The 14,857-nt window shown below is 67.3% G+C and carries 14 protein-coding genes and 1 pseudogene; 3 read left to right on the forward strand and 12 right to left on the reverse strand.

Going from position 1 to position 14,857, the window contains the following annotated elements; genetic code table 11:
• Positions 1-6: 6 nt before the first annotated feature.
• Positions 7-1,329 carry a hemolysin family protein gene (locus ALVIN_RS09025; RefSeq protein WP_012971018.1) on the reverse strand — a complete coding sequence of 441 codons (1,323 nt, stop codon included), beginning with the start codon at positions 1,327-1,329 and terminating at the stop codon, positions 7-9.
• Positions 1,322-2,665, reverse strand: a complete 1,344-nt coding sequence (locus ALVIN_RS09030) for a hemolysin family protein (protein ID WP_012971019.1) — start codon at positions 2,663-2,665, stop codon at positions 1,322-1,324. The genes ALVIN_RS09025 and ALVIN_RS09030 overlap by 8 nt, the downstream gene beginning before the upstream one ends.
• 161 nt (positions 2,666-2,826) lie before the next feature.
• Between ALVIN_RS09030 and ALVIN_RS09035 the strand changes: the two genes are divergently transcribed.
• Positions 2,827-3,225 (forward strand): cobalamin biosynthesis protein, encoded by a 399-nt coding sequence (locus ALVIN_RS09035; RefSeq protein WP_012971020.1) that lies wholly within the window; start codon positions 2,827-2,829, stop codon positions 3,223-3,225.
• On the opposite strand, the gene ALVIN_RS16630 is transcribed toward ALVIN_RS09035, so the two are convergent.
• Together ALVIN_RS16630 and ALVIN_RS09045 are read right to left on the reverse strand one after the other, a co-directional pair.
• Entirely contained in the window at positions 3,216-4,010 is a 795-nt protein-coding gene (locus tag ALVIN_RS16630) for a nuclease-related domain-containing protein (RefSeq protein WP_012971021.1), read from the reverse strand. The two genes, ALVIN_RS09035 and ALVIN_RS16630, sit on opposite strands and share 10 nt — an antisense overlap.
• The gene (locus tag ALVIN_RS09045) at positions 4,010-4,828 is read right to left on the reverse strand and encodes a phosphodiester glycosidase family protein (RefSeq protein WP_012971022.1); all 819 of its coding nucleotides are present in this window, start codon (positions 4,826-4,828) and stop codon (positions 4,010-4,012) included. The genes ALVIN_RS16630 and ALVIN_RS09045 overlap by 1 nt, the downstream gene beginning before the upstream one ends.
• A 126-nt stretch (positions 4,829-4,954) precedes the next feature.
• Between ALVIN_RS09045 and ALVIN_RS09050 the strand changes: the two genes are divergently transcribed.
• Positions 4,955-6,118 (forward strand): Fic family protein, encoded by a 1,164-nt coding sequence (locus ALVIN_RS09050; RefSeq protein WP_148217592.1) that lies wholly within the window; start codon positions 4,955-4,957, stop codon positions 6,116-6,118.
• A 62-nt stretch (positions 6,119-6,180) separates the two neighbouring features.
• Here the strand turns inward: ALVIN_RS09050 and ALVIN_RS09055 are convergent.
• The 6 genes and pseudogenes from ALVIN_RS09055 to alr all read right to left on the reverse strand — a co-directional run.
• Positions 6,181-6,351: pseudogene (locus ALVIN_RS09055) on the reverse strand (IS5/IS1182 family transposase); the annotation flags it as partial.
• A complete protein-coding gene (locus tag ALVIN_RS09060) occupies positions 6,350-7,150 on the reverse strand; it encodes an ABC transporter ATP-binding protein (protein WP_012971024.1) in 801 nt (266 codons plus the stop codon). The gene ALVIN_RS09060 and the pseudogene ALVIN_RS09055, both read right to left, overlap by 2 nt.
• Positions 7,147-8,124, reverse strand: coding sequence for a FecCD family ABC transporter permease (locus tag ALVIN_RS09065; RefSeq protein ID WP_012971025.1), 978 nt, complete (start codon positions 8,122-8,124; stop codon positions 7,147-7,149). Before ALVIN_RS09065 ends, ALVIN_RS09060 begins: the two co-directional genes overlap by 4 nt.
• Position 8,125: 1 nt before the next feature.
• A complete protein-coding gene (locus ALVIN_RS09070) occupies positions 8,126-9,010 on the reverse strand; it encodes an ABC transporter substrate-binding protein (protein WP_012971026.1) in 885 nt (294 codons plus the stop codon).
• 15 nt (positions 9,011-9,025) lie between these two features.
• Complete coding sequence (gene cobU, locus ALVIN_RS09075) at positions 9,026-9,586, reverse strand: bifunctional adenosylcobinamide kinase/adenosylcobinamide-phosphate guanylyltransferase (RefSeq protein ID WP_012971027.1); 561 nt, start codon at positions 9,584-9,586, stop codon at positions 9,026-9,028.
• Positions 9,587-9,592: 6 nt separating this feature from the next.
• Positions 9,593-10,696, reverse strand: coding sequence for an alanine racemase (alr, locus tag ALVIN_RS09080; RefSeq protein WP_012971028.1), 1,104 nt, complete (start codon positions 10,694-10,696; stop codon positions 9,593-9,595).
• Positions 10,697-10,878: 182 nt separating this feature from the next.
• Here alr and ALVIN_RS09085 point away from each other — a divergent pair, with 182 nt between their 5' ends.
• A complete protein-coding gene (locus ALVIN_RS09085) occupies positions 10,879-12,138 on the forward strand; it encodes a bifunctional alpha/beta hydrolase/OsmC family protein (protein ID WP_012971029.1) in 1,260 nt (419 codons plus the stop codon).
• A gap of 16 nt (positions 12,139-12,154) precedes the next feature.
• On the opposite strand, the gene ALVIN_RS09090 is transcribed toward ALVIN_RS09085, so the two are convergent.
• Both ALVIN_RS09090 and ALVIN_RS09095 read right to left on the reverse strand, forming a co-directional pair.
• The gene (locus ALVIN_RS09090) at positions 12,155-13,645 is read right to left on the reverse strand and encodes a glycosyltransferase family 39 protein (protein WP_012971030.1); all 1,491 of its coding nucleotides are present in this window, start codon (positions 13,643-13,645) and stop codon (positions 12,155-12,157) included.
• Between the two features lie 45 nt (positions 13,646-13,690).
• Positions 13,691-14,848: a class I SAM-dependent methyltransferase gene (locus ALVIN_RS09095; protein ID WP_012971031.1), complete on the reverse strand. Its 1,158-nt coding sequence runs from the start codon at positions 14,846-14,848 to the stop codon at positions 13,691-13,693.
• Positions 14,849-14,857: the final 9 nt, after the last annotated feature.

The following is a 14,857-nucleotide window of genomic DNA, read 5'->3' on the forward strand; positions in this document are numbered from 1 at the left end:
TCCAGGCTAAGAATCAAGCACCTGAGCGCGCCGGGTCACGATCGCCTGACGCACGCCGCGCCCGATCAGTCCCGTGACCTCGAAGTCCAGTCCCGACCACTGGACGTGATCCCCGACGCGGGGCGGACGCCCCAGTTCGCTGAGGATCAGGCCCGAGACCGTATCCACCTCAGGATGCTCCAGCACCTGGCCGGTGATGCCGCCGAGCGTGTCGAGCCGCACCGCGCCCTGGACGACATACCGCCCCGGCCCGGCCGGGATGACGTCCGGAACGTCGTCGGCCCCTTCCTCGATGTCGCCCACCGCCTCGGCGCAGATGTCCTCGATGGTGAGGATGCCGGCCGTACCGCCATGTTCGTCCATGACCACGATCATCTGATTGTGGGTGCGCTCAATGGCGCTCAGGACGTCATCGAGGGTGGCCGTCTCAGGCAGATAGGCGGTCTCGCGCACCACCTCGCGCCGCAGTCCGCGCCGCTCGGGCAGCAGACGCAGCAGATCCTTGATATGCACGGTGCCGACGATGTGGTCGAGATCGTCCTGATAGACCGGATAGCGCGTGTGACGATGGCGTTGCAGGATCTCGCGCAGACGCGCATCGCTCGCGTCGAGCGGGATGCCGTGCGCCCGCACCCGCGGCACCATGGCCTCGGCGGCGGTGATGGCGCCGAAGTCGGCGAGTTCGCGAAAGATGCGCCCGCTCTCCTCGCTGATCAGCCCCACGGCCTGACTCTCGCGCGCCACGGATTCGAGTTCCTTCGGGGCCAGATAGTGATGCGCCCCGCGCCCACGCTCGATCCCGACCCGGCGCAGCAGAAAGTTGCCCAGGAGATTGAGCGCGCGCGTCAGCGGATAGAGCAGCAGGCCGATCAGCAGCAGACTCGGCGTCACCCAGAGCGCCACGCGCAGGGCGTCGTTGAGCGCCAGCGCCTTGGGGATCATCTCGCCCAGCACGATGTGCAGATAGGTGATGGCGGCGATCGCCAGCACTGAGGCCAGACCATGCGCCGTCAGCAGCGCACCGCCGGCCGACAGTCCGGCCAGTGTCAGCCAGTGCTCGAAATACAGCGCCAGACTGTGCTCGCCATACATGCCCAGCCCCAGGCTGGCGAAGGTGATGCCCAGTTGCGCCGTGGCCACGTAGCGGTCGAGCCGGGCCGGATCGTCGAGCGTGTGCAGGAGACGCCGCGCCAGCCGGTCGCCGCCCTCGGCCCGCGCCGCCAGCACCGCGCGCGGGGCGCCGATGATGGCGAACTCGGCGGCCACGAACAGGCCGTTGAGGGCGACCAGGATCAGGATCACCACCAGCATCCAGATGAACTCAAGCATCCGCGCCCTCCTCCGCCGCCGGCTGGAGCCGGTCGATCAGCACGGATTCGATGGCCGCTCCATCCAGGCGCTCGATCTCGAACAGCAGGCCGTCGCTCCTGAGTGAACAGCGACCCTCGGGGATGGCGTCGAGCCGTTCCAGCAGCCAGCCGGCCAGGGTCTCGGCCTCGCCGCGTTCCCAGTCGCTCAGACCCTGGTTTGCCGCCCAGTCGATCACCTCGTCGAGCGGCAGACGCCCAGGCAGACGCCAGCGTCCATCGGACAGGCGCACGGGTTTCAGGGCCGGATTGGATTTGAACTCGTCCGACAGCTCGCCGAGCAGCTCGCGGATGATATCCTCCAGGCTCAGCAGTCCTTCGAGATCGCCGTATTCGTCGACCAGGATCGCGATGCGGGCGCGCCGCTCGCGCATCTGGCCCAGGGCGCGGTCGATGGTCAGGCTGCTCGGCAGGGTCAGGAGCGGACGCACCAGGGCGCGCAGATCCTCCAGCCGGCCGCCCGCTGCGATGGCGATGGCCACGTCCTTGACGTGCAGATAACCGATGGGGTCGTCGAGCGAGCCCTCATGGACCAGCAGCCGGGTATAGGGGCTGGCGTCCAGGCGTTCCAGCAGTTCATCCAGGGGTGCGCTCAGGTCCAGGCCGACGATCCGCCGCCGTGGCACCATGAGCTGGCGCACCCGATGCCGCCCGAGTTGCAGCGCCTCGCGCAACCGCTCGCTCTCCCGGTCCTCCAGCAGCCCGCCGTCGCGGCTCTCGCGGATCAGCAGATCGATCTCCTCGGGCGCATGGATATGGCGATGGCTGGAGTCGGCGCTGACACCCAGACGCCGCAGAATCAGCGCGCCGCTCCCGTTGAGCAGCCGGATGAAGGGGGCGAACAGCGTCAATGACCAGCGCAACGGCCAGTAGGTGTAGAGCGCCGTGCCGACCGGATATTGTAGCGCGATGGTCTTGGGGATGAGCTCGCCCAGCACGACCTGCGTCGCCGTCAGGAACACCAGCGTGATGGTGGCCGCCAGGGCATGGGCGCTCAGCGGTTCGAGTCCGGTGTGCGTGTCCAGCAGGACGCCGAGCGCGATGCCGATCGTCGCCTGACCGAAGGCGCCCAGGATCAGACTGGAGAGCGTGATGCCGATCTGACAGGCGGCGATGTAGTGATCCAGACGCTGCGTGTCGCGCAGGATCTGTAGCACGGCCGCCGCTAGCCGATTGCCCTCTAGGGCGAGCTGTTCGACCCGTGTCGCACGCGCCCCGACGAGCGCGAACTCGGCCGCGACGTAGAGGGCATTGACGAGGATGAGGAAGACGACGATGAGTGGCGTCGCCAGGGTCATGGGAAACCCCTCCAGTCTGGCGAGCGCGGGGGAGCGATGAGCGTGGAAGGACTGTCGGGGTCGTCCGAGTCCTCGGAGGCCATCGGTGTTTGACATGCATTGGTTGGATTCATAGGCGCGGCAGTTTAACCGACGTGCTGACAGAGGTGAAAGCAGAGCCAATGGACGAACCCATCGCAGTGGCCGTCGGCCTGGGCTGTCAGCACGGCGTGGCGCCGGCAAGTCTGGAGCAAGCCATCGAGGCGGCACTGAGTCCGCTCGGTGCGGTCGTGGTGGTCTGTCTGGCCAGCCACGCGCGCAAATCCGATGAACCCGCCTTGCTGGAGCTGGCGCGCCGACGCGGCTGGCCGTTGCGGTTCTATCCGGCCGAGGTGCTGGCCGGGGTCGCGGTTCCGACGCCCTCCGGGCGCGTGGCCGGCGAAGTCGGCGCCCCGAGCGTCGCGGAAGCCGCCGCGCGGCTGGCTGCGAGCGGTGGTGAGTTGCTGATCGCCAAACAGATCCATCGCGGCGAGGACGGAAAGGCCGTGACGGTGGCCGTGGCGCGTCGGTCTCAGCGTTGAGCGTCGAATCGCAGTGATTCGGACCAGACGCGCATCAGCCGCTCGACGAGTGTCGACCCGCTCGAACCAAGGTCGGCCATCCGGCTGAGTAGCGCCGGATCGCCGGACGACTGCTGGAGTCCGAACGCCGACACCGCCGCCAGGGCGAAGCAGACGCCGGCCGCCAGCCGGCGCCGATCCCAGCCATACCGTGCACGCAGTCCGCGCCGGTGCGCGCGACGGGCCTTGGCATCCTGTCTGATCGCCGGCTGCAACGCCTTCCAGGCACGGCGCAGCTTGGGCGACACCCGGCCGCGACGCCAGGGCGCCAGATCGGTTTCCAGCGTCGCCAGTTGCGACACGCCCTCCGGCAGCCCATGCGGAAAGCGCGCCGAATCCGTGAAGACCACCCGTTCCAGGATCGGCACGTCGAGTCCCAGTGCCTCGACAGCCTTGACATGCGCGTAGTTCTGACGGCACGGATTCTGGAACGTCCGACGATCCTGATCGCGCTGCTGCACCCAGTGCCGGTCTTCGGGCTTGCCCAGGATCGTGCCGCGATAATGCTTGGTCTCGACCACCAGCAGCCCCTTGGGTGTGAGGGCGATATGGTCGATCTGGGTCAGACCGCCGCGCGCGGTCGGCAGGATCACGTCATGGACGACGGCCGGGAACTGCCGTTCCAGGGCCGCTCCGACCAGACGCTCGCCGTCGCGACCGTACCCCTGGATCGCCCGCGCACGCCGCCAGAGCGCCAGACCCAGCCCCGCCAGCGCGATCGGGATCAGCCAGAGCAGCGCCGTCATCAACGCGCCCGCACGCCCACCAGATTGCGCACCGGACGGCGCGCGCGCAGATGGATCGGTTCCTGTCCGGCGCCGGGATCGAAGAGGAACCCGGTCGAGGTGCCGCCGTCGAGATTGAGTGCTCGCTCCACCGGCCAGGGCGCGAGCGCGCCGGGCGTGGCCAGCGCCTCGGCCAGTTCGGCGAGCGTCAGGCCATCGCGCGTGGCGCCCAAGACCCAGTGACGGCGCCAGTCGGTGGCGATAAAAGTGCGACGGCTGACATCGTGCGTCGAGAGTCCGCGTACCGCGCGCCCCTGCTCGACCAGATAGGGGCCGGACTGCACCAGGGCGTCGATCCCAGGGCTTGACTGGAAACGCGCGCGCCGCTCCAGATGGATACCGCGCGCGTCGCCATAGAGCACACCGCTCAGGAGCTTGACCGTCTCGAAACGGTTGAGCCGCTCGCCCCCGGCGATGACCAGCCCGAGCGGCTGACCGTCGGCATGGAAGAAGCCGCCATTGACCGCCGCCAGCAGACCGGCGGCGCGCGTGTGCTCCGGCCAGTCCGAGGCCGACGCCAGATCCGGCCCCAGATCGAGCACGGCGAGCCGATAGCGGCGCGAGTCGAACAGCGCCAGATGCGCTCTGACGGTGCGGCCCGTCGACGACTCCAGGGTGCGCTCACTGTGGCTGATGGGGGCTTCGAGCGCGGGCCAGGGTTCACCCGTCACGGGTCGCCAGTCGGCGCGCGCGTAATCCTGACCAATCCAAAACGCCAGCCAGAGCGTGAGGACGCTGAGCCGGATAAAGCGAGCAACAGGACTGATCGAAGCGGACATATGACAGGACTCAACCATGCTAGAATCACAGCTCAAAATATTGATATATAAATCTTAATATCAATGAAAGAAGCGGATAAAAAAGCGGACACACCCATCCTGGACAGGGGTGAGTCCCTGGTCTTGATGGAACCGTTGCTGTTGCGCGAAGGTGCCAAGCGTCGCGGCGAGATCCTCGACCGAACGGTCGAACTCGCCCAAAAAGCGGCTGGTCTTCGGCGAGCCTTACCGGAAACTCTGCTCTCTTCACTGGCCACACTCGTGCGTGCCATGAACTGCTACTACAGCAACCTGATCGAGGGTCATAATACACACCCGGTCGATATCGAGCGAGCACTCAGAGCCGATTACAGCCGCGATCCTGAAACACGCGATTTACAGCGTGAGGCATGCGCGCATGTCGCCGTTCAGCAGTGGATCGATGAAGGAGGACTGCGGAAACGCGCGCTCACGTCCGATGGAATACGCGAGATCCACCGCCGGTTCTGTATAGAACTACCGGATGAGCTGCTTTGGACTCGGGATCTGGATGGTGAGACGCGCGTCCGGGTCGAGCCTGGGCAGTGGCGTCATTGTGACGTGCGCGTCGGTCGTCATCTCGCGGTCAGTCCCGGTGCCGTGGTCCGTTTCCTGGATCGCTTCACGCAGGTCTATAACAATCTGGGGCGCACTGACACAATCCTGGCAGCGGCCTGTGCACATCACCGTCTGCTTTGGATCCATCCCTTCATCGACGGCAATGGTCGGGTCGCCCGTCTGATGTCCCATGCGGTGCTGGTCGAAACACTCGACAGCGGCGCGCTCTGGTCCGTGGCGCGGGGTCTGGCGCGCCATGTCGAGACCTACAAACAGCAGCTCGCGGCCTGCGACCTGCCGCGACGCAATGATCTCGATGGCCGGGGACATCTGAGCGAAGAGGCTCTGGCCGATTTCGCGGTGTTCTTCCTCGATCTCTGCATCGATCAGGTGGAGTTCATGGACGGCTTGATTCAGCCCGAGAGACTGCGCGAGCGAATCCGGCTCTGGGCACGGGACGCGATACAGCTCGGTCGTTTGCCCCCCAAGGCCGGTCTGGTGCTCGACGCGCTCCTGTATCGCGGCACCCTGCCGCGCGGCGAGGTGCCCGAACTCGTGGGCACGGGGGAGCGGCAGGCGAGACGGGTCGTCTCCGCGCTGATCGACGCGGGCGTCGTGACGGCCCAGACGAGCCGCGCCCCATTGGTGCTGGCGTTTCCGGCGCATCTGGCCGGTCGGTGGTTGCCGGGTTTGTTCCCGGAGTCGTCGGCCTGATTCACCGTTAGGAGGCAGCGGATCTGGGCGGCGGCCAGAAACGAAGCGGCGTTCTTGGCCTACCGGGTGGCAATTCCTCGCCAGCGTTTGAGCTGCAAGAAGGCGTTCTCGACCAGATGCCGATGACGGTAGAGTGCGGCATCATACGGGCGAGACACCGTGCAGTTCTTGCGCGGTGGAATCACCACCTGCATCCCCTGGCTCGTGGCATGCTCGATGATGGCCTCGCTGTCATCCGTCATCCCCATAAGTTGTGTATGACCAGGGAACGATATAACTTTGGCCCTGATGTTTACCCATCACCGCGCCGATGCCATAAGCCAGACGCAGATGCTCCGCGCTCAAGACCGCCTCCACCGCGCCCGAAGCGACCGCGCGCCCTTGGTGCAGCAGCAGCAAGCGATCACAGAAGCGGCTCGCCAGCGTCAGATCGTGCAGAACCACGATGACGCTCGCGCCCTGATGCGCCTGGGCACGCAGCAGCCCCATGACTTCGAGCTGATGGCGCGGATCGAGCGCGGCGACCGGCTCGTCGGCGAGCAGCAGCGGTGCCTCGACCGCCAGCGCCCGTGCCAGCCGCACGCGCGCCCGTTCACCACCGGAGAGCGTATCGGACGCGCGCGCGCGCAGTGACCAGACATCGGTTGCGCGCATTGCCGACTCGATGGCCTGCCGGTCGGCGTCACTCGCCCGCCCGGCTCCGCGCCACCAGCCGCCGCGATAGGGATGACGCCCGAGCGCGACCAGATCGGCGACCGAGATCGGCCACTGGACGCGATCGTCCTGGCTCAGATAGGCCAGCCGTCGCGCCCGCTCGCGTGCCGGGATCTGGTCCAGCGACTCACCGTGCAGCCGGATCGAACCCCGATAGGGCAACAACTGTGCGACCGCCTTGATGAGCGTACTCTTGCCGGCCCCATTGGGACCGATGAGTCCGACCAGCTCGCCGGCTCCGATCTCAAGCGACAGTTCATGCACCAGCGTCCGCCCGCCCTGCTGCACGGCCACATCGACAAGTTCGAGCCGGCTCACAGCAGATCCCTCCGCGAGCGCAGCACCAGCGCCAGGAAGAAGGGCGCACCGATCAGCGCCGTCACCACGCCGAGCATCGGCTCGCGCCCGGTCTCGGGCAGACGCAGTGCGATATCGGCCGCGAGCACCAGTACTGCCCCGCCCAGCGCGCTCGCCGGCAACAGCGACCCCGGCCGGAAGCCGACGAACCGGCGCAGCAGATGCGGCACCACCAACCCGACGAAACCGATGGCGCCCGTGATGGCCACGGTCGCGCCGACACTCAGCGCCGACCCCAGGATGACGAGCGTGCGCAGACGCCCCAGATCGACTCCCAGACTGCTGGCCTCGGCCTCGCCGAGCGCCAGCGCGTCGAGCGAGGGCGCGCACCACAGCAGCAGGGCCAGCCCCAGCAGCACGAAGGGCAGACAGAGCCAGACATCGTCGAAACTGCGGTCGCTGATCGAGCCGAGCAGCCAGAGCACGATGTCCTGCGCATCGCTCGGATTGGGCGCGAGATTGAGCGCCAGCGAGGTCAGGGCGCCAGCCAGCGAGGACAGCGCCACTCCGGCCAGGATCAGGGTCAGGTTGTTCGAGCCGGCGCGCGTCAGCGCCTGGAGCACCAGGGTCGCCAGCAGGGCAAAGAACATGGCTGCCGCCGGCAGCACCCAGGGACTGATCAGCGCCAGCCCGAAATAGAGCGTCAGCACCGCCCCCAGGCTGGCGCTCGCCGAGATCCCGAGCAGCCCCGGCTCGGCGAGCGGATTGCGCAGCAGCCCCTGGAGCGCCGCGCCCGAGGCGCCGAGCGAGAGGCCGACCAGCCAGGCCAGCGCCACGCGCGGCAACCGGATCTCATACACGATCACCTGATGGGTCTCGGGTCCGGTGCCGAGCAGGCCGGCGATCACCTCGCCGGCACTGAGCGGCGCCTCGCCGAATCCGAGCGAGAGCAGACTGAGCAGCGAGAGCGTGAGTAACAGGAAAAGGTTGAGCATGTCAGGGTGATGGTGTCCGGGATCGGGTCTGTTCGATGTCGGCGAGTTGCTCGCTGAGTCGCTCGGCGACATCGAGCAGTTCCAGTCCGCCGCAACCCCAGGCATGGCCCGGAAGTCCGATCACTGGGGTACGCTCCAGGAGCGAACGAAGCAGCGGATGACGGCCATAGGCCGAACGTGCCGGCGACTGGGCCTGATCGAAATAGCCGAGCAGGAAGACATCGGGCGGGGTGCTCGCCAGACGTTCGAGCGGAAAGCGGCCCCAGCCTTTGATGCCCTGTTCGGCGGCCAGATTGCGCAGACCGAGCCGCGTGATCAGGTCATCGACATAGGTGCCCGGCCCCGCCGTGCCGCCGCTCGGACGCAGATAGAGCAGGCGTGGCGCCTGTTCGTGCCCGGACCGGGCCAGCGCCTGCATCCGGCGCTCGAACGCATCGGCCAGCGCCGCGCCGGCCTCGGCACGCCCGATGCGCGCGGCGATGGTGCGCGCGGTCTGGAGCGCATCGTTCCACCCCTTGGGATAGGGCAAGGCGACGACTTCGATCCCCTGCCCGGCCAGCCGTTCGGCGTGACGCCGCCCCATCCAGCCCTGATAGACGAGCGCGATGTCGGGTTTGAAATACAGCAGATCCTCCACGCCGCCCCGGTTGGCCGGATAGGCACGCGCCCGGTCGGCGATGGACGACAGACGCGGATCCTGGCTCTGGCGCGAGACCGAACGAATCTGCGCCGGGTCGGCGATCCGCAGCAGCAGCAGATCGGCGCAGAGGTTGGTGCTCATGACGCTCGGACGCGCCACATCGTCCAGCGCCGGCGCCGGAGAGACGCAGAGCGCGAGGCAGACCCACAGCCAGGAGGCATGACGACCGAACGGAACGCGTCCCATGATGCCGGACACCACTCAGCGATCGATGGGAACGCCAAGTCGGCGCAGATCGAGTGCGTGCCCACCCGCCACTAGATAGGTCGATGAACAACGCGGCCCGAGCCGGCGCACCAGACCACCGAGCCGGTCGCGGAACAGTCGCCCGATCGGATAGGCGGGGATGACGCCCCAGCCGGTCTCCTCGGCGACCAGGATGACCGGCGCGGCCGGGCGCTGTTCGAGCACACTGAGCAGACGCTCACAGCGTGCACGCCAAGCCGCCTCGTCCAGCTCGATCAGGTTCGCCACCCAGGTTCCGAGCGAGTCGATCAGCAAACAGACGTCGCCCGCGCCCGCCGTTGCAATGGCCGACTCCAGCTCGGTCGGCGCGCACAGGGTCGACCAGTGCGCTGGACGGCGCTGTCGGTGCGCGGCGATGCGTGCCGTCCAGTCGGCGTCCTCGGGATCTTCGCGCGCGGTGGCGACATAGATCACCGGCCGCCCCGACTCGTGCGCCAGCCGCTCGGCCCATTCGCTCTTGCCGCTGCGCGCCGGTCCAGTGACCAGGATGGTGGCCCTTTCGTTTTCGCCAATCATCGTGCGTCAAGCGTCCTCGTACATCAGGGGCACGCGCCGGCCGATCCCGGTGAAGAGCTGATAGGCAATGGTATCGCTCGCCTCGGCGACCGCGCCGGCCGGAACGGTCCGGCCCCACAGCTCGACCGGATCGCCGGGTCGAGCCTCGTCGAACCCGGTGAGATCGAGCGTGATCATGTCCATCGAGACGCGCCCGATGAGTCGCGTGAGTCGTCCGCCGACAGCGATCGGCGTCCCGTCGCGTGCATGACGCGGATAACCGTCGGCATAGCCGATGGCCGCCACGCCGACCCGGGTCGGGCGCTCACAGACGAAGCGCCCGCCATAGCCGACCGGCTCGCCCGCGTCCAGATCGCGGACGGCGATCAGGGCCGACTCGAGCGTCATCGCCGGGCGCAGATCGCCCGCATCCATGTTCGCGTTCGACCCGGTGCCGGCGAAGGGCGAGACGCCATAGAGCATGATCCCCGGCCGCGTCCAGTCCCCATGGGCCTGGGGCCAGGCGAACACGGCGGCCGAGTTGGCGAGACTGCGCCCGATCCGGGCACCGTTCAGCGCCTGCTCGAAGGCTTCGATCTGAGCCGAGGTATAGGGATGATCGATCTCGTCGGCGCGGGCGAAATGGGTCATGGCCACGCGCTCGCCGACATGCGGACAGGCGGCCAGCCGTGCGTTGACTTCAGCGAACTCCGACAGGCTGAAGCCGACCCGGTGCATCCCGGTGTCGAGCTTGATCCAGCAATCGAGCCGCCGGCTGGGATGCGCGTTCAGCACCCAGTCCAGCTGCTCGCGACAGTGCACCACCATCGCCAGTCCGGCACGCTCGACGAGCGCGATCTCATCGGGGCTGAAGACCCCCTCCAGCAGCAGCATCGGCTCCTGGATACCGGATTCGCGCAGCTCCAGCGCCTCCTCGACACAGGCCACCGCGAACCCGTCGGCCTCATCAGCCAGCGTGCGCGCCACGGCGATCGCGCCATGCCCATAGGCATTGGCCTTGACCACGGCGAGTGCGCGTGAACGCGGCGCCAGCGACTTGGCGCGACGATAATTGTGACGAATCGCGTCCAGATGGATACGGGCGCGCAATGGACGGGCGGAGCGGGTCATGGGTGCGGTCTTGAGAGATGGAAACGAGGCCGCTCAGTGTCGCACAAGCCGGGCGCGCGTGCGCGGCGCACGCGCATAACGAATTCAATCATATGATTATATTGATATTTTAGATCCAATCTGTTGTGTGGATACGCGATGCTTGGGTATATTGCAGCGCAACATACAACAGGGTGGCTCGCATGGCTCGCATCAGGCTCGAATTTCCCAACGCGAATGGACAAACCTTGGTCGGTCTCCTGGAGACCCCGCCCGAGCGGGTGCCGGTGGTCCGTTACGCCCTCTTCGCTCACTGTTTCACCTGTAGCAAGGACGTGGCCGCGACCAGCCGCATCAGCCGAGCGCTCGCCGAGCGCGGCATCGCGGTGCTGCGCTTCGACTTCACGGGCCTGGGCAACAGCGACGGCGACTTCGCCAACACCAACTTCTCGTCCAACGTCCAGGATCTGCTGGCGGCGGCACGCAAGCTGGAACAGGACTTCGAGGCCCCGGCCCTGCTCGTCGGTCACAGCCTGGGCGGCGCGGCCGTGCTCGCGGCGGCTCCCCAGCTGCCCTCGGTGCAGGCAGTGGCGACCATCGCCGCGCCGGCCACGGCGGCGCATGTGAAGCACCTGCTGACCGGCGCGCGCGATCAGCTCGCTGAGCGCGGCGAGGCCGAGGTCCAGATCGGCTACCGGCGCTTCAAGATCCGTCAGCAACTGCTCGACGATCTCGATCGCTATGCCGCGCCCGATCACATCCGCCAGCTCGGGCGGCCGCTCTTGGTCTTCCACTCGCCGCTCGACACCATCGTCGACATCAGCGAGGCGGCCAAAATCTACCAGTCGGCGCTGCATCCCAAGAGCTTCATCTCGCTCGACAAGGCCGACCACATGCTCACCAACCGCGAGGACGCCGAGTACGTCGCCGAGACCCTGGTCGCCTGGGCCAGCCGCTATCTCGGGATCAAACGGCACGGCTTCGAGACGAGTACAGGCACCGCACCCAAGGTCGCCGCCAACGAGGTCGTCGTGACCGAGATCGACACCGACACCCCGTTCCTGCGCGGTCTCTATACCCAGCGCCATCAGTGGCAGGCCGACGAACCCAAACCAGCCGGCGGCTCGGATCTGGGACCGACGCCCTATGAGCTGCTGCTGATGGCGCTCGGCGCTTGCACCTCGATGACCCTGCGCCAGTACGCCAAGCGCCATGGCCTGACTGTCGACGACATCGAAGTGACCCTGAGCCACGCGCGCGACCATGCCGAGGATTGCGCGGTCAGCGCCGAGCGGCCGGTGAAGCTCGACCGTATCGTCCAGCGCATCGACATCCACGGTCATCTCAGCGCCCTGGAGCGCGAGCGTTTGCTGGAGGTCGCCGAGCGCTGTCCGGTGCATCGCACGCTCGATGCCAACCCGCGCATCGAGACACGCTATATCGAGGACGATCCCAAGCGATGACAGGTATCGTGCCGCCTCAACGTTCGTAGCGATAGAACGACCAGCGATGCAGCGGACGGCGACAGGGAGGCTCGACTCCCTCGCTCAGCGGCCGGCCGGGACAGTCGAACAGATGCCGCTCGGCTGTGACGTGGAAACCCTGGATTGCGGGCGGCGCACCGGCACGGGTCAGCAGCCAGACAGGTGCCGTGACCGTCGGCGGGTCGATCCGGGGCGCGATCCGGCCACGCAGATATTCAGAGGGTCGCGTCAGCCCCGGCCACTGGCTGGTGGCGGTCAGATCGGGCCGATGGAAACGCAGCATGGCCGTGAGCTGATAGCGGTCGGCGTGCACGGGCGCATCGAGTCCGGCGGCGATCCCGGCCAACTCCGCGAAGCCATGCGTCTCGCGCAGGATGCGGTTCTGACTGTCCGGCAGCGGTAGCGCGGCGGTTGCGGCATGGATCGCGTAGAGCGTGACCAGCGCCAGATTGGCCAGGGCCGCCATCCAGGCCCAGCGGCGCGCCCGACGCAGCCAGAGTGCCGCCAGCGGCGCGGCGCCGAGCAGATACATGGCCGGCCAGTTGGCCTCGACGTCGCTGATCAGGGCGACCAGGGCGAAGAAACTCAGGGGAAAGAGGCTCGCCGCGAGCAGCAACGTCCGTCCAGGTGTCGTCAGCCGCGAGTCGGATAGGCCCACCTCACGGCGACCGATCCAGGGCGCGAGCAGGATCGGCAGTGCGATCAATCCCCACAGGGCGAGCTGGACACCCAGATAACCCAGCAGACTCGCGGCACGCTCGCCGGGCATCTCGGGGCCGGACTGCACGATGGCCCCGGCCTCGGGCGCGACAGCCCCGCCGACCTCGGTCGCAAAACCATGCCCGAACTGAAAACCCAGCGTCAGCCAATCGTTCTGCGCGTTCCAGATCAGATTCGGCGCAAAGACCAACAGCGCCGCGCCCGCTCCCAGATAGGGCCAGCGTGTGAGCAACTGACGCCAGTTCGCGCCCAGAATAGCCAGCAGCAGCACGGGGCCGATCAGGAACATGGTGTACTTGCCCAGCAGTCCCAGACCGATGGCGATCCCGGCCGTGATCCAGCGACGCGGATCGACGGCGAGCGCCCGCTCGGCTTCGTGCAGCGCCAGCGCCCAGGTGAGCGCCAGCACGCTGTCGGGCGTGGTGATGACGCCACCCGCCACGCCGGCCAGAGTCGCCCCGGCCAGCAGCAGCGCCAGCACCCGATCGCGGACATCCGTCAGACCGCAGCGGCGATAGAGACGGTCGAGCACCACCAGGGTCGCCAGCCCCGCCAGCAGACCGCCGAGCCGCGCCATGAACACTGAGCCAGGCTCCAGCCGCACACCCAAACCCAGCAGTGCCACACCCGGCGGATGGTCGAAATAGCCCCAGGCCAGATGACGCGCCCAATCGAAGTAATAGGCCTCGTCCTGGGTCACGGGTATCAGGGCGGCGATGGCCAGACGCCAGGCGACCAGGCCGCAGATCAGCAATAGGATGAACATAGGTGAAGGCACATCGATCTCGGTAGCGGTCTGCATCCCATCAACTTATAAACGGTCACTCAGGTCGCGCATGGCGAAACCGCTCCAGGGTCCATCGACCCCCTTGGCGAGTCCCAGCACCTTGAAGCGCTCGCCCATGGCTGTCGGCAGGAGCAACTGTTTGGCGCCGAGCGCCAGATCGAATGCGGTCTCCGGCGCTGATGCCTGCATCAGCCGATCGATCCCGCAGCCGATCAGAAAATGCGCCTGGGTGGTGAAGCCGGCCAATTCGAACCCGGCCGCGACGCCCGCTTCAGCCGCCGCTGTGAAATCGACATGGGCTGTGATGTCCTGGAGTCCGAGATGGACATAGGGGTTGGAATGGGCTTGATGGCGATGGTGACAGCGCAGCGTTCCCATGTGACGCTCCGGCTGATAGTACTCGGCGCGCGGATAGCCGTAGTCGATCAGGAGGGCCAGACCGCGTTCCATGACGCGCGACAGCGCCGAGAGCCAAGGAGACAGACGCAGATTGATCTCGGACTCGTAGCCGGGCGTATTGGCCAGCCCTGCCTCGTGCAGTGCGGAAACCGCTTCGACCAGTCCGGTTGAGACGGGCGGGATCGCTACCTCGACGAGCCGGCCATCGCGCTCGCCGACACCGATCTCCAGGATCTCGCCCGCATCGCCGAGGCGAAAGCGATGCACCGGCATGGCGTCCAGCACCTCGTTGGCGATCACGACCCCATCGAAACGCTCGGGCAGTGCCGTCAGCCAGTCGCAGCGGGCGAGCAGATGCGGCGCGGCGGTCTGGATGGCGGCGCGCTGGCGCTCCTGGAGATCCGGGCTGGGTTCGAGAATCCGGTAGCGCTCGGGCAGCCGTTCCAGCGACGCCAGTTCCAGCAGGATCTGCACGGCCAGCGCCCCGCTGCCGGCGCCGAACTCCAGGATCTCGCCACTGTCGAGCCGTTCCAGCACCTCGGCGCACTGGACCGCCAGACAACGCCCGAACAGCGGCGAGAGTTCGGGCGCGGTGACGAAATCGCCGCCCGGCCCGAATTTTGGCGCTCCGGCGACGTAGTAGCCGAGTCCGGGCGCATAGAGCGCCAGCTCCATGAAGCGGTCGAAGGGGAGCACGCCGCCCCGCGCCCGGATCTCGGCGCGGACACGGTCTTCGAGCCGGCGGCTGATGTCGGCGCCGATGTCGGTTGTGTGGTCAGTCATATGATTGAA

The sequence above is a fragment of the Allochromatium vinosum DSM 180 genome (assembly GCF_000025485.1).
Lineage (GTDB): Bacteria > Pseudomonadota > Gammaproteobacteria > Chromatiales > Chromatiaceae > Thermochromatium > Thermochromatium vinosum.

Excerpts from the sequence above, each read along its gene's own strand:
- ALVIN_RS09050 (WP_148217592.1), top strand. The coding sequence starts at position 4,955 with ATGGAACCGTTGCTGTTGCGCGAAGGTGCCAAGCGTCGCGGCGAGATC.
- ALVIN_RS09030 (WP_012971019.1), bottom strand. The coding sequence starts at position 2,665 with ATGACCCTGGCGACGCCACTCATCGTCGTCTTCCTCATCCTCGTCAAT.
- ALVIN_RS09045 (WP_012971022.1), bottom strand. The coding sequence starts at position 4,828 with ATGTCCGCTTCGATCAGTCCTGTTGCTCGCTTTATCCGGCTCAGCGTC.
- ALVIN_RS09090 (WP_012971030.1), bottom strand. The coding sequence starts at position 13,645 with ATGTTCATCCTATTGCTGATCTGCGGCCTGGTCGCCTGGCGTCTGGCC.
- ALVIN_RS16630 (WP_012971021.1), bottom strand. The coding sequence starts at position 4,010 with ATGACGGCGCTGCTCTGGCTGATCCCGATCGCGCTGGCGGGGCTGGGT.
- ALVIN_RS09065 (WP_012971025.1), bottom strand. The coding sequence starts at position 8,124 with ATGCTCAACCTTTTCCTGTTACTCACGCTCTCGCTGCTCAGTCTGCTC.
- alr (WP_012971028.1), bottom strand. The coding sequence starts at position 10,696 with ATGACCCGCTCCGCCCGTCCATTGCGCGCCCGTATCCATCTGGACGCG.
- ALVIN_RS09035 (WP_012971020.1), top strand. The coding sequence starts at position 2,827 with ATGGACGAACCCATCGCAGTGGCCGTCGGCCTGGGCTGTCAGCACGGC.
- ALVIN_RS09085 (WP_012971029.1), top strand. The coding sequence starts at position 10,879 with ATGGCTCGCATCAGGCTCGAATTTCCCAACGCGAATGGACAAACCTTG.
- ALVIN_RS09095 (WP_012971031.1), bottom strand. The coding sequence starts at position 14,848 with ATGACTGACCACACAACCGACATCGGCGCCGACATCAGCCGCCGGCTC.
- ALVIN_RS09025 (WP_012971018.1), bottom strand. The coding sequence starts at position 1,329 with ATGCTTGAGTTCATCTGGATGCTGGTGGTGATCCTGATCCTGGTCGCC.
- ALVIN_RS09070 (WP_012971026.1), bottom strand. The coding sequence starts at position 9,010 with ATGGGACGCGTTCCGTTCGGTCGTCATGCCTCCTGGCTGTGGGTCTGC.
- cobU (WP_012971027.1), bottom strand. The coding sequence starts at position 9,586 with ATGATTGGCGAAAACGAAAGGGCCACCATCCTGGTCACTGGACCGGCG.